We start from the raw sequence: 18312 nt of genomic DNA on the forward strand, positions 1-18312 counted from the left end.
GACGGAGATTTGCCATGCCCGGGTTCGACAGCCTGATACCCTTTTTCATCGCCACCGCAATCTTTGCCTTCATGCCGGGACCGGCGATCCTTTATACCGCCGCGCAAACGGTGGCGCGGGGGCGCAAGGCTGGCTTTATGGCGGCGCTGGGGATTCACCTGGGCTGTTATATCCATGTGATCGCGGCGGCCCTTGGCCTGTCGGCCATCTTCACCCATGTACCGCTGGCTTACACGGCGGTGAAGCTCGCGGGCGCGGCCTATCTGGTGTGGCTCGGGGTCAAGATGGTCCGGCAGAAGCTGGCGCCTGCGGACACCGCCCATGACCAGGAGATGATCGGCCAGACCAAGTCTGCCCAAAGGGCCTTCTTTGAAAGCATGACCGTGGAAATTCTGAATCCCAAGGTGGCCATCTTCTTCATCGCGTTCCTGCCGCAGTTTGTGGATGCGCACGGAGCGTGGCCTGTATGGGCCCAATTCATGGCGCTGGGGGCATTTGTGAATATCTGTTTTTCAAGCGCGGATGTGATGGTGATCTTCGCCGCCGACCGGGTGGCCAAGGGCATGAAGGGTATTGGGCGGAAACTGGATTTGCCGAACAAGGTGGCGGGTCTTGCGCTTATCGGCCTTGGCGCGCGGCTTGCGCTGGCCGACGATTAGGACGGATAAGGGAAGCGGCATACATCCACGCCGCTTCCCTCGAATTTTGGTCAGATAACGCCGTAGCCGTTCAAAAGGCCGGCGATGCTGGCAATCAAAATCACCAGCCAGCTGAACACCGTGCCCCAGAAGCGGAACGGGTTGCGGCCTTCGAATTTGCCGAACGTCAGGCCGTGCATAAAGCGCCCAAGCACAAAGAAGGCAGCCAGCACGATCAGGAAAATCGGGTTCACGCCCCGGTATTCCAGCAACCCGATCAAGATCATGCCAAAAGGTGCATATTCTGTCAGGTTGGCGTGCGCCCGGATGGCGTTTGCCAACTGCTCGTCACCGCCATCGCCGATAGAAACCTTGGCGCGCCCTCTGTTTTTTGCAACGTTATATGATAAGTAGAAAAGAAGCAGGCCCAAAAAGCTTGCGGAAATCAATGTAATGGTCATAAGCCCTCCCCGATTGATATAGGGGAAGGTGGTGCTTGTGGGCACCAAGGTCAAGTAGGGATTAAAAGTGGCACGGCAGGTAAAAGATCGATTCAGGGACTGGAATTTGCTGCATAAATCGGTGGTGGCATTGATTGCAGCTTTCTTCGTCAGTGTTGTCTACAGGGCCGTCATTGTGATCGACGCCGGGTTCGAGATGGACCAGGAAATGGTGATGCCATATGCCGCTGAAGCCATCTGGCCGTGGATTTATCCACCCGAGCGCCGCACCGACTGGCAGGCCTGGCAGATTGATTATGCGCCTTATGTGGGCAAGCCAGACCAAGCAGAATCGACCCGCCTGGTGCGGTGGAAGCAAGGTTTCAAGCATTGGCATGCTATTGAGCGTACGACTGAAGTGGTGCAGCAGCGTCTCTATGCCACCGTGCAGGAATCAGACAAGGACGTGCGCTGGTTCCGGGTTGAGCTGATCCCCGAAGGCCCTTGCAGCACCCGCGTGCGCCTGCACGACGTGGCGCGCCCGAAAAAATATGAAGAACGCTTCTGGTTTTTCACCCGCCGCAAAGACGAACAGGATCGGCTCGACAAATCGCTTGAAGCCCTGGACCGCTGGGTTGGCGAAACAGCAGGCGCGTGCGAGGTCTCCGCAGACTGATCCGGCCTGGGGTGGCCTGCGAGGCAGGCACTCAAATTGTTCTGGATCGACCGCCGGTTTGTGCGGTCAGGTGGGGCAGGGTCAGGCGTCGCTGACTTCAAAGTCCGTGAATTCCCACTCGTCGATATTTTCCATCTCGGCCAGGAACAGGTTCTCTGCGGCTACCACTGCTTCCTCTTCGGACGCGGCCTCAACATCAGTAACCCAATAGAAGGTACCATGTGGAAGTGCTGCTTTCAGGGTAACGGTGCGACGAGCCATAGGGGTGTCCTTAATTCTGCTTGTTTGGTGCTTTCTGGAAACATCTCACAAGCGCCGGTCTAGCATGAAGCAAAAGCCCCTGCAATCACCCCGATGGCTATTTTCGCCTTTTTGAAGAATCGTCCTAGAGGGATCGCCCGATCAGTTCCTTCATGATCTCAGATGTGCCGCCATAGATGCGCTGAACGCGGCTGTCGGTATAATGGTGGGCGATCTCATATTCGGCCATGAAACCATAACCGCCATGAAGTTGCACGCAGGTGTCCACCACGCGGCCCTGCATCTCGGTGGTCCACAGTTTGGACATGGCGCCGCCCACAGCGTCCAGCTCGCCTTTCACATGGCGTGCCAGGCACTGGTCAATGAAGGCCCAGCCCACATCGATTTCGGTTTTCATTTCCGCCAGTTTGAAACGGGTGTTCTGGAATTTGGCAATCGGCCGCCCGAACGCGTGGCGCTCGTTGACATAGTCCAGCGTGATATCGAATGCCCGCTGGGCCCCTGCCATGGCAATCACGCCAATCGACAGGCGTTCCTGCGGCAGCTGCTGCATCAGATACATGAAGCCAGCACCCTCAGCCCCGATCAGGTTGGTGGCGGGCACGCGCACCTCGTCAAAGAACAGCTCAGACGTGTCGGACGAATGCTGGCCGATTTTCTCAAGGTTGCGGCCGCGGCGGAAGCCCTCGCGGTCCGCTTCCACAACCACAAGGCTTACGCCCTTGGCGCCTTCCTTGGGGTCGGTCTTGCAGGCGACGATAACGAAGTCGCAATTCTGGCCGTTTGAAATGAAGGTCTTCTGGCCATTGACCACATAATGGTTGCCGTCCAGCTTTGCCGTGGTCTTGATGCCCTGCAGGTCTGATCCCGTGCCCGGTTCGGTCATGGCAATGGCGCCGACCATTTCGCCCGTGGCCATCTTCGGCAGGATACGTTCCTTCAGGTCGTCAGACCCATAGTGGAACAGGTAGGGGGCCACGATGTCTGAATGCACCGCCAGCGCGGCACCACCGGCTCGGTTATAGACCTGTTCCTCGTTGATCACGCAGTTGAAGCGGTAATCGCCGCCCACGCCGCCGTATTCCTCGGGCATCTGCGGGCACAGGATGCCGGCTTCACCGGCCTTGTTCCAGAACTCGCGCGGGACCTGCCCGGCCTTCGACCAGTCCTCGGTATAGGGCACGGCCTCGGCTTCAAAGAATTTGCGGACGGCGTCCCGGAAAATATGGTGCTCTTCATCGTAAACTGCGCGGCGGGCCAGCATATGGCTTCCTTCCCTTTTGTTCCCTCTGGAACATGAAGATGGGGCGGTGGCAGGAGGGAGTCAAATAAAATGGACGCAGCAGTCTATTAAATGCAGTTGTTTGTGGGAAAGTACCCACTGACGGGTAATGCCCGTCAATATCGGTAGGAAATGGCGCGGCATAATCGGCGTACAAAAAAAAGGGACCGTCCGGTCCCTTCCTGCGTCTCTGGGTTTTGGGCCCTATGGGTGTGCCCCCCGAGTGCCCTTTTACCCGGTCTGTGCCCTTTTTAACCCGCTTGTGCCCGGCGGTAGGACCGGATCGCTTCGTTCATGCGGATCTGAAGTTGGCGGCGGCGCTCATGTACGGCGGCCAGGTCTTCGTCCCAGCGTGCCTGCTGGTCTTTGGTCAGATACGGCATGATTTTGGCGGCCCGCTGGTCCATGCAGGTCAGATATTCGTCTACCTTTTTGGAGTATTCCAGGATGGCGTCGCGGCTGTCGCGAATCTGGTCAGCATCGGCAACGGCCCCATTGGGCACAGGCGGTTCGTCCATCGGTGGCTCACCGCAATCTGCAGCAAAAACAGAAGTGCTTACAAGCACATAGCCGGCGAGTACTAGAGACAGGGTTTTCATCATCAGTTCGTTATCCTTACCAGTCAGAGACCGCATCATACAAAGTTTGGCGCCGAGGGCAATTGCCATAAAGGCTTATGCCAGATCAGCTTGGCCAAATTGCGGCGGTTGGCTTGGTCGTGCTCAAGGAAAGGGCCGGCACCGGGCCAGCCCTTCACTTTGCCTGGGGTGCCTTAGTCGGCCTTCTTGGCCGCGGCTTTTTTCTTCGGCGCAGCTTTCTTGGCGGCAGGCTTTTTCTTCGGTGCAGCCTTCTTGGCAGGCTTTTCTTCCGCTTGGGCTTCACCGCCAGACAGGTCGATCGGCTCGGGCGCTACATCGTTAGCCGCCGCTGATTCCGGTGCTGGGGTGCCGGTTTGCTGCGCCGCCGCTGCTGCCTGCTGGGCTTCCATTGCCTGCCTGCGAGCTTCGTCTTCCGCTTTGGCGTGCTCAGGGAACAACTGGCGGTACACCGCGTTCACGCGGCCACCAACGTCCGACAGCGCTTTTGCAACAGCCTGCAGGTTATAGCCCACACCGCGGTAGTAGAAGGTGTGCGTGTTCGGGTTATAGGCGCGGTAGATACACTCTTCCGGTGTGTTGCCGTCGCCAAGCTGGGCAGGGTCACCGACAAAATCAAAGACGACCTGGCGGCCCTTGGTGTTGGCGATCCATTCTTCAACCTTCTCGTCGGCGCGTTCCCACAGCTCTGCCAGACGGCGATCATTCAGTGGATGCTTCTCCGGCAGTTGCAGCACTTTCCTGAGGGCCTCACCACGACCGCGTGCACGGGCGCGGGTCGGCCACAGTAGCGACGAGATCTGGCTCGATGGCATCAAAACCATCTGGCCGCCATAAAGGACGCCGTTGGCTGCCTTGTTGACTACTGCCTGGTTGAAAAGGTCGAACGAGGCCTGCGCGTGCAGGCACTGGTTCCGGAGTTCGTGAATGTAAATGGCAAGCGTATTATTATCCATATCAACTATTCGCTTTATTCTTGAGTTCGTTCGCAGCTGTCTCTCCACACCTCCTCCCAGATGGTGCGCCTGAATTCCCTATTCAAGCCGGAGACTGCCCCCTATGGCCTGAGCGATAGCACAAGCGATCCCCCAAATACCAGCACGGAATCACGCCTTTCGGCGGAAGACATACGCTTGTGTCATTGCCAGAACACAGGGAAGGCGGTAAACTGCCAATGGGTGAAACTAGTTGGGTGCAAAAATGGCAGATGCTGCTTTTGCTGCAGGCTCGCAAGGCGCGAGCCCCGTTTCTCGTGCGGAACGTCCTTCCGCGCGCCCCAGCGGCTCGTCTTCAGCCCAATCTGCCGACTTCAGCCGAAGTCTGAACCAAGGTCAGGGCGAATCGGGTAGTTCGTCACTACGCTTGTTCCCGGGCCAAGGCGCAAATGCGGCTCAGCCTGGTCGTGGCCTTCTGGGGAACGGCGTGTCGTTCCTGCTGGCCCAGACCCGGACGCAGGAAGCCAGCGCACCGCTACCGCCAGTTTCCAATTTCGAGCGCGCCAAGAACCGCTATCTGGAGACCCAGTCCAAGATCAAGGACACGATCGCAGCCAACAGCATCCTGCGCGGCGAGGCGGACGTTGCTGCCGACGCAGAAGAAGCCTCAGCTCAGTCCCAGATATACGATGATGACGTCGAAGAAGCCCAGCCTGGCCGTGTGCAGTATGGTTCCGGCAGCCTGATCTAGGCTTTCCAGCGCAAGATTTGTTTCATATTGGATTAGGACGCAAGGCGCGATGTGAGGATCGTGAGCCAGCGGGTTACCCGCTTTTCATGCTCGCCCGGTTTGCTGTCGCCAATCGGCTTGCGGCTATAGATAACAAGGCTGCTTGAATAGCCATCGATATCCAGAATACGAACTGTCAGAACCGCAGGGATGCTTTCACCCGGGAGACGCTCCAGAAAATCAAACTGGTTGTTGACCGGATCGAAGCTGTAGGTCCGAATGGTGGGCATATTGTCCACATAGTCGGCCAAAGCCAGTCTAAGCGTGCCGGCATCAACTTCAAAGCGGGCAGCAGGGCCGTTGGTTGTCGCAGCTTTGCAGAGAGTGCCCGGGCACAAAAGGTACCCGGTCTCATCCCCGTCGAAAGGCAGTGTTTCAAATTCCACCGTTTCGAGCGTGCCGCTCTCATCACCGAAAAGACTATCGCCCCCGCCGATCTGGACCATGAAATAGACTGCCAGTCCGATGACAATGACGAAAAGGCAGAGACCGATAGCGAGGGAGCGAAATTTTTCCAGCATGATAACCTATTTGACCAGTTGCTTAACCCAGGATCGAGCCAAGCTGCATGGCAAGGCTCATGTCGCCTTCTACACGCAATTTACCAGTCATGAAAGCCATCTGTGGATTAAGGTTTCCTTCTGCGATCTGAACGAAGTTATCCATCGTGACTTTAACAGTGCAGTCAGCTTCGGAGTCTTCGTTGTCGACCACGCTAGGCGAAGCCTTGCCGTCGATGCGCACAACGCCGTCGTCGCCAAAATCAAACTTGATGATAGCAGCCAGTGGGGAATGCGAGCCAACGCGGCCGCGGATTTCTTCGGTGATTTTTTCCAGTGACATAATGTCCTCCCTTACAACTGATTGTGAATATTGGACTTATCAGTCCAGAAATCAATCAGTTATTTTGTTCAATTCAATTCTGGTCGTCTTTTTTCTTCTTCAGCTTGCCTACGAGGCTCGACAGGCCTTCTTCCAATTTGCCTTCAGCGCCAGAGGCAATATCCTTCAGTTTGTCAGATGCGCCAGCCTTGATCAGCGCTTGGGTGATTTGTGGCTGCAGCACCGCCATGATGTGCCGTGCGATTTCAGCCGGGGCCAGGCCTTTTTCGTCTGTTCCAAGATCGGTGATGTTGAAATCAGCCAGCTGGATGGTCTGGTCCACTTTGATGGAGCCTTCATTCTTTACGGCCACCTGCGCACCGCGGATTTGCATGCTTTTGATTGTCAGGGTGATGTTGGACGGGGCGGTTTCTTCCGAAGGACCAACATTCTGTTGCAGCCTTTCAAAGTTTGTTTTGCCGTCGATACGTCGGGCATCCAGCATCGGAGCATCAATCACAATGCTGTCGATAATAATATGATCCGACATCAGTGTGCTGGGCCGCAGTTTCATGTCAAAACTGCCAACGCTTGCAATCTTGCCCTCGCCATATCCTTGCGGTTGGCCAATCTCAAGCCCCTTGATGGCAACCTTGCCAGAGAAGGGCGACAAGGACACGCTTTCAACAGTCACCGGCACCTTCAAAGTTTCCGGTCCACCGGTCTCCACGCCTACTTTGACAATATTGTCGAGTTGGACGTATGCCACACCCATACCGATGAGTATGATGACTACCAACCCAAGAAACAGTTTTTTCATTGTCGTGCCTCCGTCCCGTTTTGATCCGACTTGCCAGTATGATGGCACTGTTTTACGGCCTTGTTAAGGCATAAGACAGCAAGATCATTTGAACAAAAGTCTTAACGAATCCCGTCAGTTATGCCAGCATGGCCGTAAGGCTTGGCAAGTTGACCAAAAAGGGTGGTGATTTCATGGCAGTGCTGACGCAGGTGCTCCTTCTGGTATCTTATATGATCCTTGGTCTGGCGGTGATGATCATTCCGCCGCGCTTGTTTGACATGCCCGAGCAGCTGGCACAGCTGCTGGGGGTGGTTGTTTTCTTCGGCGCCTGGCAAATCCAGAACCTGTTCACCGTGAAGCGGATTGAGAAAGAAACCGCAGCGCGCGTCGCAGTGCTTGAAGATGTCACGACCATCTTGCGTGGCGACCTGGAGCGTACGCGCCGCAAGACGGAACAGGGCGACGAAAAGAGCATCGAGGTTGTTGGTGAGCTGAAGGTGTTGCACACCCTGCTGACCCAGTTGACGAAGCGCGAAGGTGAGCTGGAAGCCAAGGGTATCAAGGTGGCCAAGCCCGCGAAACGTGGCGGCAAGGCTGGAATCATCGAACCTACAGACGAAGATGCCATGGCACTTAGCGCCGATCATGTGCCGGAAAAGCCTGCTGAACAGCCAGAGGCCAAGTCAACGAAGGCAGCCAAAGCAGAGCCAGGAAGCGATGCAGATGGCGATGCCAACGATGACGGTGACATGGAGCTTGATGAAATCGAGTTGACGCCGGAAGAGGCTGCCATGGCGGTGGTGGATGAAGGCGACGGCACGGAGCCCTTGCCACAGGACGAGGATGGTGATGAGGATGAGGGTGCGGAGCCTGGCTCGGCTGTGTCCCGCGCTGCTGGCGCGAGCCCGAAGGCACCTGTGCGTGGCAAGAAGGCACAAATCCGCCTGATCAAGCGCGAAGACCAGCTTCTGTCTGTGATCCGCAGTTCGCTGGCGGAAAACCGGGTGGACCTCTATCTGCAACCGATCGTCACGCTGCCATCCAGGCGGTCTGTGCACTATGAATGTTTCTCCCGCGTACGGGATGAAGAAGGCCGTATTATCCTGCCCCGCCAATATATGCGGGTAGCGGAAAACAAAGGCCTGATCGGCACTATCGATAACCTGTTGTTGTTCCGCCTGATCCAACTGGTACGCCGGCTTGGCAAGCGTCGTCCGAAGGTACGCTTCTTCATCAACATGTCGCGCCATTCCATGGAAGACGAGGAATTTTTCCCGCAGTTTATCGACTTTATGTCTGCCAACTCTGAATTCCGTGACCGATTGGTGTTTGAGATCAGCCAGGAAGACTATTACCTGCTGCCGGGCGAAGTGAAGGAGCGCCTACTGGCGCTTGGGCGCAAGGGGTTCGGATTCTCCATGGATCTTGTGAAGGATTTCAACAAGGACTTTACCTATCTGGGCGAAAACAAGTTCCAGTTTATCAAGTCCGACCTGAAGGATCTGATGATTGCGCACCCGGAAGAGGGCGACGTGGAAGCGATCAAGTCTTTCCTCCGTCGCAACGGTATGCAGCTTGTCGCCAGCCGGGTCGAGAGCGAAGATGATGTCCTGATGGCGCTTGAATCCAAGGTAGAATATGCACAGGGGTATCTCTTTGGCGAGCCAACGTCGGCTGCAAACCTGAGCAGCGAATTTTAATCTGTAGCGAGTAAGCCGCTGCGGGCGTCCGCCCCGGGCTCAAACTCCAAACTCTGGAGACTGTTTCATGCCGAATTCATCCGGCACCAGCGTACATATGGCCGTTGGACTTAGGGAAGTGATAGACGAAACCGACCTCGTGATATGCGACTTGTGGGGCGTGATGCACGACGGGTTACGCCTGCATGCGGACGCCGTTGAGGCCATTCAGCGCGCGCGTGAGGCGGGGGTGCGGACAGTGTTCCTGTCAAACGCACCGCGTCCTCGAACCCATGTGCGCGATCATTTGATGGAGATGGGACTGCCTACATCCCTGACCGATTTTGTCGTCACATCCGGTGGTCTGGCCCGAGACGAAGTGCGCGAGCGCTTTACGGACGCCCGGCTTTATCACGTGGGCCCGGAGGGAGACCGTAACACGGTGGAAGGCCTGCCGGTCACGGATGTGGACCACCCGGATGAGGCTGACATCATCCTGGCGACAGACCTCGATTTTCAGGATGTGGAGGCCCACGGTCCGTGGCTCAGGGCTGCGGCCGAGCGTGGCGTGCCATTCCTGTGCGCCAATCCGGACAGAATTGTCCATGTGGGCGAACGGCTTTACCCTTGCGCGGGGGCAGTGGCTGACCTGTATGCATCCATGGGCGGTGACGTGCACTGGTTCGGCAAGCCGACGCCCCAGGCGCTTCAGTCCTGCCTCAAGGAAGTCGGGATGGATTGTAGCACGCCGGGCTCCCGTGTCCTGATGGTGGGAGACAGCCTGCAGACGGATATGGCAGGCGCGAGCGCGGCCGGTTACCGCGGCCTGTTCATTACCGGCGGCATTCACCGCGACGAAGCGCCCCTTCTGGACCAGGCAGCGAACAAGGCTCGCGTACCGGTGCATAGTTTCCGCAAGATATTCGGCGAGGAAAAAGCGGTGCCGCACGCGGTGATGCAAGCCTTGAAATGGTAACGTAACCCAAAGAAAAACCGGGCCGCAGAATGCACCTGGGCCCGGATTCCATTTTATCTGGTAATCTAATCTAGCCGAACAAGGCGTCGATATCGTCCTGGCTGACCTCTTCGCCTTCAGGAAGGTCGATTTCTTCCTCTTTGGCTGGTTCAGCTTTCTTTTCGGCCTTTTTCTTTTCTTCCTCAGCCTTCTTCGCCTCTTCCGCCTTCTTCTTGGCCTCTTTGGCCTCCACGTCAGCTACTGGATCGAAGTCTTCCTCGAACATGTTGTCGAGTTCCTTGGGCGAAACGGCTTTTGGCGGCTCGACCTTGGGCTCGGGTTTTGGTTCAGGTTTTGGCTGTGGAGCAGGCGCAGGAGCCGCTTCCGCTTTTGGCTCAGCCGCAGCACCGCCACCCAACAGGGCGTCGACCTCAGATTGGTCAATACCTTCGCCTTGAAGGGCAGGGCCGGAAAGCAGCGATTTGTCTTCCGGTATCGGGCCAGCAGCTTCTTTGGCTTCTTCGATATCCTGATCGGTAACACCCAGAAGGTCGCGCAGCTCCATTACACGTGTCTCGATGTGGGCTAAAGTCTCCACAACTTTCGAGATGCGCTGGCCTGTGATGTCCTGGAAGGAACAGGCTTCGAAGATGCGCATCACAGCATCCTGGCTGGTGGCGACATAATTGTCTTTGTCGTCCGGGTCCAGGCCCATGATTTCCTCAGCCGCCTCCATGATGGTGTTGGTGGCTTCTTCGGTTTGTTGGACGATGGCATCTAGCTCAAGCCCAGCCCGTGGAATGCGCGCACTTTCCAGGTCACCCGGCTGCAGGGAAGCAATTTCCTTGCGGGCATTGGAGATATAGTCGCTCAGGGACCGGCATTCCCGGTAGATAGACGTGTCGATGGACTTGAAGAACACGGACATGGTGCCGATCAGCACTTCAGTGACCGAAGCTACATCGGTCAGGGACAATTGCGTCGTATCTTGCTTCCGTAAGCTGTCGACTAGCAGTTGAATCTGCTTCGGAAGCTCTGGGGTTGTCATTAAAAGTCTCCGAGAACCGCGACTAGTTTGGTCTTCAGTGTCGCCGCGTTGAATGGCTTAACAATATAGTTGTTAACGCCTGCCTTCTTGGCGGCAATCACGTTATCTGTCTTGGATTCTGCCGTCACCATAATGAACGGTGTGTTCTTGATTACATTGTCGGCGCGAACCTCTTTCAGGAATTCGTAACCGGTCATCGGTTCCATGTTCCAGTCAGAGATGATCAGGCCATACTGTTTAGCCCGTGCTTTCTCAAGCGCCATTGCCCCATCCGTGGCTTCGTCAACATTGTTGAAGCCAAGTTGCTTCAGAAGGTTGCGGACAATCCGCAGCATTGTCTTGTAGTCGTCGACGATAAGGATCGGCATACCCATATCAACGGCCATGATAATTCCTCAATATTATTGATTACGCACCTTCAGTGCCAACCTGACACCGCTAAATTCCCTATTCAGGACACTAGCCCTGATAGCATGAAGAATTGGTTAACCCATCGGTGCACAAGTTTCAAACACTAACTCATTCTTTTGAAACCATATTATTGCGCCGGGCTCCGGCAATCAGCAAGAAAGAGTGGACAAAAACTAATGAAATCCGCCATTTAGGACCATATTCTGCCACCGTTGCATACCCAGAGGACAGGAAAAAATGGTTCAACAGCTTTTTTTTGAAGATATGAGTATCGGCCAAAGTGACTCGATCACCCGAACGATAACAGCGGAAATGATTGAAGCATTTGCGGAAATTTCGGGCGATGTGAACCCGCTGCACCTGGATGCCGAATATGCAGCAACCACGCGCTTCGGTGAGCGGATCGCCCATGGGGCCCTGACCGCAAGTTTTATCTCCGCCGTTTTGGGGACCAGGCTGCCAGGCATTGGTGCCGTGTTCATGCACCAAAGCACAAAATTCCTTGCACCGGTCAGGATTGGTGACACCGTGGTGGCGACCGCCGAAGTCACGGGCATGGAAAAGAACCGGGTGTCCTATGAAACCAAATGTATGGTAGGGGACAAAATAGTGGTGGCGGGCGACGCATTGGTGTATGTCCCGAGCCGACCAAACGCATAAATTTCGAGCTCCTGTAGATGCAGGGGCTAGGTAGCAACAGGAATGGGTCAATCCATGCGCCTACTGCGGCACATCAATGAAGTCAGCGCTGAGCACCGCGGCAATGTGGTTGCGCTCGGTAACTTTGACGGGTTTCATCGTGGCCACCAGGTGGTGATTGGCGAGGCTGGCAGGCTGGCACGCCAGATGAAGCAGGGCCTGACAGTCGTGGTGACCGAGCCGCATCCCGTTAGCTTCTTCGCACCCAAGGCGCCGCCATTTCGCCTGACACCGTTTCGCGAACGGGCCCAGCTTCTGGAACAGTTCGGCATTGACCAGCTTCTGGTGCTGCCGTTCGATAAGTCTCTTGCTGGCATGCAGGCTCAGGATTTCGTAACGGAGATTCTTCTGAAGGGCCTGGATACCAAGCATGTGTTTGTGGGCTATGACTACCGTTTTGGCAAAGGCCGGGGCGGTGGGACCGATGTGCTTGCGTGGATGGGCGAAATGGAAGGCTTCGGCCTGAGCGTTATCAAGCCTGTAACCGTGGGGCTAGAGGGCTATGCTGGTGAAGTCTACAGCTCCACGCTTGTAAGACAGGCCCTGCAGGCGGGCGAGGCCCGCAAGGCCGCGGCCCTTCTGGGGCACTGGTGGTCGATCAATGGCCGGGTGACCAAAGGCGATCAGCGCGGTCGTACCATCGGGTTTCCAACGGCCAACGTGGAACTGGGTGAAAGCCTGCAGCCCAAGCTGGGTGTTTATGCAGTTCGCGTTCATATTGAAGGTGACGACCGGGTGATCCAGGGCGTTGCCAACGTCGGCAACAGGCCAACCTTCGACAAGCGCGATGTCCTCCTTGAAGTGCATCTGTTTGATTTCGATGAAGATCTTTACGACAAGCATCTGCGGGTAGAGCTTGTAGCGTTCCTGCGGGCCGAACAGAAGTTTGACGGCATTGATGCGCTCAAGAACCAGATTCACCGGGACAGTCGGGTGGCGAGAATTGTTCTGGCGGAGCCGGAAAACGCGCGCGACCGGCTTGAACCGCCGACGCTTGATCGTTATCTCAAGCTCTTTCCTGAACCACATATCCGGGCGCGCTAAAGCCGCTCGGATACACATTCAAGTCTCGCGGGGGGCACAATGGAACTTCTTATGGATTACCATGTCTGGGTCAGCTTTCTGACCCTGACAACGCTTGAGATCATCCTTGGCATCGATAACGTCGTTTTCATTGCGCTTTTGGTCGGGCACCTACCCGAAGGGCAGCGCAAGCGCGCCCGTATGATTGGCCTGACCTTGGCCCTTGTGATGCGCATTCTGCTGCTGTTGGGCGTTGCCTGGATCATCAGCCTGCAAACCCCTTGGTTGACGGTGTTCGGGCAGGCCTTTTCCGGCAAGGATATGCTGATGCTCCTTGGCGGTGGCTTCCTGCTTTATAAGGGGACCAACAGCATCCATGATGAAGTGACCGGTGACTATAAGGAAGAGATCAAGGCGGTCACTGGCGGCATGGCAGCCGTTATCCTGCAGGTTGTTTTTATCGACATTATATTTAGTTTCGACTCCGTAATGACTGCGGTGGGTATGACCAAAGTTATTCCGGTCATTGTTGCTGCCATGACCGTGGCAATGCTGGTGATGATGTTCTCAAGCGGCTATATCGCAAGCATCATTGAGCGGTTCCCGACACTCAAGATTCTCGCGCTCAGCTTCATCATGCTGATTGGTGTGTTCCTTGTGGCGGAAGGCCTCGGGTTCCATGTGCCGAAGGGGTACATTTATTTTGCCATGGCCTTCTCCCTTGGCGTGGAAACCCTTAACTTGTTGAGGCGCCGCAGAAAGGCTGCAAGGCAACAGGGCTGACGCCCCGAAAGTCACGAATAAAATGCAAGCCCGGCGCCACACAGGAGCCGGGCTTTTTTTACGCCGGTTTGGTGTAGCGCTGGCCCACCCCCGTTTCTGCCAAAGGAGTCCACGGCATAACAATTTCTTGGGTGTCTTCGAAGCGCTGGCATGATTAACGCACCTTTAATGAACGCGTCCTAGGCTAGGCTTGCAATCATTATGGAGATGATCCGATTAGTGGACCGGGTGAAATTCTGGCAAACCTTCATGTAATGTTGGCGCTTGGCAATGATCAGGCGTCATCGAGCCTCAAGGATATGATGCTCAGGCAGCGGATTGGCGTGGTGACGCCGGTGAATAACCGCGATGCCGTCGAGATGATGCTGGATCATACATACAATATGCTGGTCATTGATGAGCACTTTCCTGATCTGGGCGGTATCGATTTCTGCCGCTTCATCAGATTGACCAGCAGTCCGATGGCGGTTGCCCCAATTATCTTTGGCATTCATGAGCCCGACCAGAAAAAGGTAATGGCTGCACGGGATGCGGGCGCCACCAAGATCGCGGTGATGCCATTTTCCTTCACTACCCTGATGAAATCCATTGAAGCCGCTGCGACCGACACACGGTCTATTGTCCAGCATACAAGCTACAATGGTCCCGACCGACGTACACGGACGGCGCCTGTGCCGGGTGGTGTTGACCGGCGCAGGACAGAGCCCACCATTATAGACCGAGCGACCCAGTTGAGCATTCTCAGGGGCGAGAATAGCTGACCGGTGCCTACCACACCCTTCGTGAAAATTTGAAGCGATGCTTGAGTTAGGCGCGTGCGTCTTATATGACGAATTGCACTAACCATGTTTATTGTTTGGGGAGGGCCGCGCGTGAAGCTGGGCGAGAAATCCGATCTTCGAGTGTTGATCGCCATGGCCAACGGTCAGGCCGCCGTGGGTGCACGTGCCGTTTTCAAAGAACAGGGCGCCGCTGTTTTCCAGATTGCTGAAAACAATCGCGACGCAATGGAAAAGATGAACGTGGAACAGTTCAACCTCTTGCTGGTTGAAGACACCTTCCCCGATATTGGCGGCATCGATTTTTGCCGCTTTATTCGCATGATGAATGCGCCAATCTCGGTTGCCCCCATCATCTACGCGATGAAAGACCCAGACCGGGAAAGCGTGAATCAGGCTCGGAACGCGGGTGTGACCAAGATGGTGGTGATGCCCTTTACCACGGCCAGCCTAATTAAGAATCTGGACGATATTCTCCTCAGGCCGAAGCCCTTCATTCGCGTGACAGGCTACTATGGCCCCGACCGCCGCGTAGGTGGTGGCGACTATTCCGGGCCGGAGCGCCGCAAGAAGCAACAAGGCGTTTTCGCGGTTGCGAACCAGAAAAAGGTCTTCAAAGGGCTCTGATAGCCTGCCTTTCCGCTCGACACCCGGGGTCAAGATTGATAAAAGTGCCGCCATGCAAATCCACAGTAAATATGGCTGGCCTGTCGCTGGCATCATTATTCGAATTACTGGCCCGGCGCTAATAGACTAGCGACCGGGGTTTCAAGTTTACACATTTTCCAGAATTCCTTTGGGTGCAACGCAATTTTGAAGCGGCCCCAGTTATCAAGAGCGAGACAAACAGTCATGTCTGCCGACAATAGTGAAAAGCGCGATTACCGCGATACCGTCTTCCTGCCGAAAACCGATTTCCCCATGCGCGCAGGCCTGCCCCAGCGCGAGCCAGAGTTCCTGAAGCGCTGGGAAAAGGATGCCATCTATAAAACCTTGCGCGAGGACGCCAAGGGCCGCGACAAGTTCGTGCTGCATGATGGCCCTCCGTATGCCAATGGCAACATCCACATCGGCCATGCGATGAACAAGATCCTGAAGGATGTGATCGTCAAGTCGCAGCAGATGCAGGGCAAAGATGCGCCTTACGTGCCTGGCTGGGATTGCCATGGTCTGCCGATCGAATGGAAGATCGAGGAAAAATACCGCAAGAAGAAGAAAAACAAGGACGATGTTGACCCGGTTGAATTCCGCAAGGAATGCCGCGCCTTTGCTGATGAGTGGATCGGCGTACAGCGCGAGGAATTCAAGCGCCTTGGCATCTTCGGTGACTGGGAAAAGCCGTACCTGACGATGGATTATGCGGCCGAGGCCCAGATCGTTGAGGAACTGCTGAAGTTCTCGACAAGCGGTGCGCTTTACCGCGGTTCCAAGCCTGTGATGTGGTCCCCTGTTGAGAAGACGGCACTCGCAGAGGCTGAGGTTGAGTATCACGACCACACGAGCGTGCAGATCGATGTGTCCTTCCCGTTTGTCAAAGTCCCGCATGAAGACCTTGAGGGCGCCCGCGTGGTAATCTGGACCACCACCCCGTGGACCATTCCCGCCAACCGCGCCGTCTGCTATGGCCCTGACATCGATTATATCGTGATTGAGGTAACCGAAGCTGGCGAAGGCGCCCAGGTTGCTGAAGGCGACCGCCTGGTTGTGGCCGAAGCACTGGTGCTTGAGTTCGTAAAGCGGGCACGGATTGAGAATTATCTGGTGATCAGCCACCTGAAGGGCAAAGCCCTTGAAGGCGGTGCGCTGGCGCACCCTTGGCGCGGTCAGGGCTATGACTTTGATGTGCCGATGCTGCCGGGCGACCATGTCACCACCGAGGCTGGTACCGGATTCGTGCACACGGCCCCCGGCCATGGTGACGACGACTATCAGGTCGCTCATGTGAAGTTTGGCATTGAAGTGCCGTACACGGTTGATGAAAGCGGTTGCTACTATGAGCATGTGCCGCTGGTAGCTGGCGAGCATGTTTATAAGGTGGCTGACAAGGTCTGTGAGCTGCTGACGGATGCCAGTGCACTTGCCAGCAAAGGCCACCTGACCCACAGCTATCCGCACAGCTGGCGCTCCAAAGCGCCGCTCATTTTCCGCAACACGCCGCAGTGGTTCATCTCCATGGAGAAAACCGGCCTGCGCGGCAAGGCGCTCAAGGGCATTGACGATACCAACTGGTACCCGGCGGTATCGGAAAACCGTATCCGCGCGATGGTTGCTGACCGCCCCGATTGGGTAATCTCTCGCCAGCGCGCCTGGGGCGTGCCGATCACCGTGTTTGTACACAAGAAAACCGGTGAGTTGCTGCAGGACGCTGACGTCAATGCCCGCATCGTGGCTGCGGTCAAGGACGGTGGTGCAGATGCATGGGTGGCGATCCCGGCGCAGGACTTCCTGGGCGACAAATATGACGCTGAGGACTACGAGCAGGTTCACGACATTCTCGACGTATGGTTCGATAGTGGCTGTACCCACGCATTTGTTTGCGAAGCGCGCGACGATTTGCAGTCCCCTGCGGACCTCTACCTTGAAGGGTCTGACCAGCACCGCGGCTGGTTCCAGTCAAGCCTTCTGGAAAGCTGCGGTACGCGTGGTGTTGCACCTTACAAGAATGTGCTGACGCACGGTTTCACCATGGACGGTGAAGGCCGCAAGATGTCCAAGTCCTTGGGCAACACTGTGGCGCCGCAAAAGATCATCCAGCAGTATGGTGCCGATATCCTGCGCCTGTGGGTGACGTCTGTGAACTATATGGAAGATGTGCGCATCGGTGACCAGATCATCCAGGGCCAGGTTGATGCATATCGGAAAATCCGCAACACCATGCGGTACCTACTGGGTAACCTTGCGGGCTTCACGGACGAAGAGCGTCTGCCAGCCGCCGAAATGCCGGAACTGGAGCGCTATATCCTGCACCGCCTGGCGGACCTGGATACGCTGATCCGGGAAAAGGCGAACACGTTCGACTATAACCCGATCTTCCAGGCGCTTTACCAGTTCTGCATTGTTGAGCTGTCGAGCTTCTACTTCGATATCCGGAAAGATTCGCTCTACTGTGACGCTGAAGGCAGCAACCGCCGCCGCGCTGTCCGTACGGTGCTTGATGAAGTGTTCAACCGCCTGACCACATGGTTCGCGCCGATCCTGGCCTTCACGGCCGAGGAAGTGTGGCTGTCCCGCTTTGGCAATGACGCTGAAAGCGTTCACCGTCAGGCCTGGCCCGAGACGCCTGCGGACTGGAAAAACGACGCGCTCGCGGAAAAATGGACCATGATCCGCCGCCTGCGCCGCGTTGTGACCGGCGCGCTGGAGCTGGACCGCCGTGAAAAACGTATTGGCGCCAGCCTGCAGGCTGATGTGGCCATCTATGTGGCTGACCACGCTTATGTCGACGCGCTGGGTGGCCTTGATGTGGCAGAGCTGATGATCACCTCTTCAGCCCGCCTCATCGAAGACGCGGCACCAGAAGGCGCCTTCACCCTTGATGACGTCAAGGGCGTGGCTGTGGTGACTGCGGCGGCAAGCGGTGACAAATGTGAGCGCTGCTGGGTGGTGTCTGAGGAAGTCTCAGCCCACGGTGAACTGTGTAACCGCTGTGCGGACGCTGTCACCGGGCTTGACGTCCAGGCTGCGGGGTAATCG

21 protein-coding genes are annotated in these 18312 nt (G+C 56.3%); 11 read left to right on the forward strand and 10 right to left on the reverse strand.

The features are described from left to right. Window positions 1–14 precede the first annotated feature (14 nt). Complete coding sequence (locus B3Z17_RS13530) at window positions 15–659, forward strand: LysE family translocator (protein WP_286830287.1); 645 nt, start codon at window positions 15–17, stop codon at window positions 657–659. A gap of 50 nt (window positions 660–709) precedes the next feature. Here the strand turns inward: B3Z17_RS13530 and B3Z17_RS13535 are convergent, their stop codons facing one another. Beyond that, window positions 710–1099 carry an MAPEG family protein gene (locus tag B3Z17_RS13535; protein WP_068301868.1) on the reverse strand — a complete coding sequence of 130 codons (390 nt, stop codon included), beginning with the start codon at window positions 1097–1099 and terminating at the stop codon, window positions 710–712. Window positions 1100–1205: 106 nt separating this feature from the next. On the opposite strand from B3Z17_RS13535, the gene B3Z17_RS13540 reads away from it, so the two are divergent. After that, entirely contained in the window at window positions 1206–1754 is a 549-nt protein-coding gene (locus B3Z17_RS13540; RefSeq protein ID WP_286830288.1) for a hypothetical protein, read from the forward strand. An 81-nt stretch (window positions 1755–1835) separates the two neighbouring features. On the opposite strand, the gene B3Z17_RS13545 is transcribed toward B3Z17_RS13540, so the two are convergent. From B3Z17_RS13545 to B3Z17_RS13560, 4 genes are all read right to left on the reverse strand, one after another. Beyond that, entirely contained in the window at window positions 1836–2015 is a 180-nt protein-coding gene (locus B3Z17_RS13545) for a hypothetical protein (protein WP_068301875.1), read from the reverse strand. 124 nt (window positions 2016–2139) lie between these two features. After that, a complete protein-coding gene (locus B3Z17_RS13550; protein ID WP_349680331.1) occupies window positions 2140–3276 on the reverse strand; it encodes an acyl-CoA dehydrogenase family protein in 1137 nt (378 codons plus the stop codon). Between the two features lie 272 nt (window positions 3277–3548). Then, window positions 3549–3965, reverse strand: coding sequence for a hypothetical protein (locus B3Z17_RS13555; RefSeq protein WP_068301883.1), 417 nt, complete (start codon window positions 3963–3965; stop codon window positions 3549–3551). A gap of 104 nt (window positions 3966–4069) precedes the next feature. Then, complete coding sequence (locus tag B3Z17_RS13560; RefSeq protein WP_286830291.1) at window positions 4070–4849, reverse strand: hypothetical protein; 780 nt, start codon at window positions 4847–4849, stop codon at window positions 4070–4072. Window positions 4850–5093: 244 nt separating this feature from the next. Here B3Z17_RS13560 and B3Z17_RS13565 point away from each other — a divergent pair, with 244 nt between their 5' ends. Continuing rightward, window positions 5094–5579: a hypothetical protein gene (locus tag B3Z17_RS13565; RefSeq protein ID WP_139167487.1), complete on the forward strand. Its 486-nt coding sequence runs from the start codon at window positions 5094–5096 to the stop codon at window positions 5577–5579. Window positions 5580–5611: 32 nt separating this feature from the next. Here B3Z17_RS13565 and B3Z17_RS13570 read toward each other — a convergent pair whose 3' ends face one another. From B3Z17_RS13570 to B3Z17_RS13580, 3 genes are all read right to left on the reverse strand, one after another. Then, on the reverse strand, window positions 5612–6139 hold the full coding sequence (locus tag B3Z17_RS13570; RefSeq protein ID WP_068301891.1) for a hypothetical protein: 528 nt from the start codon (window positions 6137–6139) through the stop codon (window positions 5612–5614). A gap of 22 nt (window positions 6140–6161) precedes the next feature. Then, window positions 6162–6461 (reverse strand): SCP2 sterol-binding domain-containing protein, encoded by a 300-nt coding sequence (locus B3Z17_RS13575; RefSeq protein WP_286830293.1) that lies wholly within the window; start codon window positions 6459–6461, stop codon window positions 6162–6164. 73 nt (window positions 6462–6534) lie between these two features. After that, a complete protein-coding gene (locus B3Z17_RS13580) occupies window positions 6535–7260 on the reverse strand; it encodes an AsmA family protein (protein ID WP_286830294.1) in 726 nt (241 codons plus the stop codon). A 173-nt stretch (window positions 7261–7433) separates the two neighbouring features. On the opposite strand from B3Z17_RS13580, the gene B3Z17_RS13585 reads away from it, so the two are divergent. Next, on the forward strand, window positions 7434–8942 hold the full coding sequence (locus B3Z17_RS13585) for an EAL domain-containing protein (RefSeq protein ID WP_286830295.1): 1509 nt from the start codon (window positions 7434–7436) through the stop codon (window positions 8940–8942). 67 nt (window positions 8943–9009) lie between these two features. Next, window positions 9010–9897, forward strand: coding sequence for a TIGR01459 family HAD-type hydrolase (locus tag B3Z17_RS13590; RefSeq protein ID WP_286830296.1), 888 nt, complete (start codon window positions 9010–9012; stop codon window positions 9895–9897). A 70-nt stretch (window positions 9898–9967) separates the two neighbouring features. On the opposite strand, the gene B3Z17_RS13595 is transcribed toward B3Z17_RS13590, so the two are convergent. Both B3Z17_RS13595 and B3Z17_RS13600 read right to left on the reverse strand, forming a co-directional pair. Continuing rightward, window positions 9968–10924: a protein phosphatase CheZ gene (locus tag B3Z17_RS13595; protein WP_068301910.1), complete on the reverse strand. Its 957-nt coding sequence runs from the start codon at window positions 10922–10924 to the stop codon at window positions 9968–9970. Continuing rightward, window positions 10924–11310: a response regulator gene (locus tag B3Z17_RS13600; protein WP_068143631.1), complete on the reverse strand. Its 387-nt coding sequence runs from the start codon at window positions 11308–11310 to the stop codon at window positions 10924–10926. Before B3Z17_RS13600 ends, B3Z17_RS13595 begins: the two co-directional genes overlap by 1 nt. Before the next feature lie 262 nt (window positions 11311–11572). On the opposite strand from B3Z17_RS13600, the gene B3Z17_RS13605 reads away from it, so the two are divergent. From B3Z17_RS13605 to ileS, 6 genes are all read left to right on the forward strand, one after another. After that, window positions 11573–11995, forward strand: a complete 423-nt coding sequence (locus tag B3Z17_RS13605) for a MaoC family dehydratase (protein ID WP_286830298.1) — start codon at window positions 11573–11575, stop codon at window positions 11993–11995. Window positions 11996–12049: 54 nt separating this feature from the next. Continuing rightward, complete coding sequence (locus B3Z17_RS13610; protein WP_286830299.1) at window positions 12050–13078, forward strand: bifunctional riboflavin kinase/FAD synthetase; 1029 nt, start codon at window positions 12050–12052, stop codon at window positions 13076–13078. 39 nt (window positions 13079–13117) lie between these two features. After that, window positions 13118–13840 carry a TerC family protein gene (locus tag B3Z17_RS13615; protein WP_068301919.1) on the forward strand — a complete coding sequence of 241 codons (723 nt, stop codon included), beginning with the start codon at window positions 13118–13120 and terminating at the stop codon, window positions 13838–13840. Window positions 13841–14094: 254 nt separating this feature from the next. Continuing rightward, on the forward strand, window positions 14095–14601 hold the full coding sequence (locus B3Z17_RS13620; RefSeq protein ID WP_286830301.1) for a hypothetical protein: 507 nt from the start codon (window positions 14095–14097) through the stop codon (window positions 14599–14601). 111 nt (window positions 14602–14712) lie between these two features. Further along, window positions 14713–15246, forward strand: coding sequence for a response regulator (locus B3Z17_RS13625; protein WP_068301928.1), 534 nt, complete (start codon window positions 14713–14715; stop codon window positions 15244–15246). Window positions 15247–15471: 225 nt separating this feature from the next. After that, on the forward strand, window positions 15472–18309 hold the full coding sequence (gene ileS, locus B3Z17_RS13630) for an isoleucine--tRNA ligase (RefSeq protein WP_286830303.1): 2838 nt from the start codon (window positions 15472–15474) through the stop codon (window positions 18307–18309). The last annotated feature ends 3 nt before the right edge of the window (window positions 18310–18312 follow it).

Origin of the sequence: Kordiimonas sp. UBA4487 (genome assembly GCF_002389025.1) — a bacterium.
In the GTDB taxonomy this organism is placed as follows: Bacteria; Pseudomonadota; Alphaproteobacteria; order Sphingomonadales; family Kordiimonadaceae; genus Kordiimonas; species Kordiimonas lacus.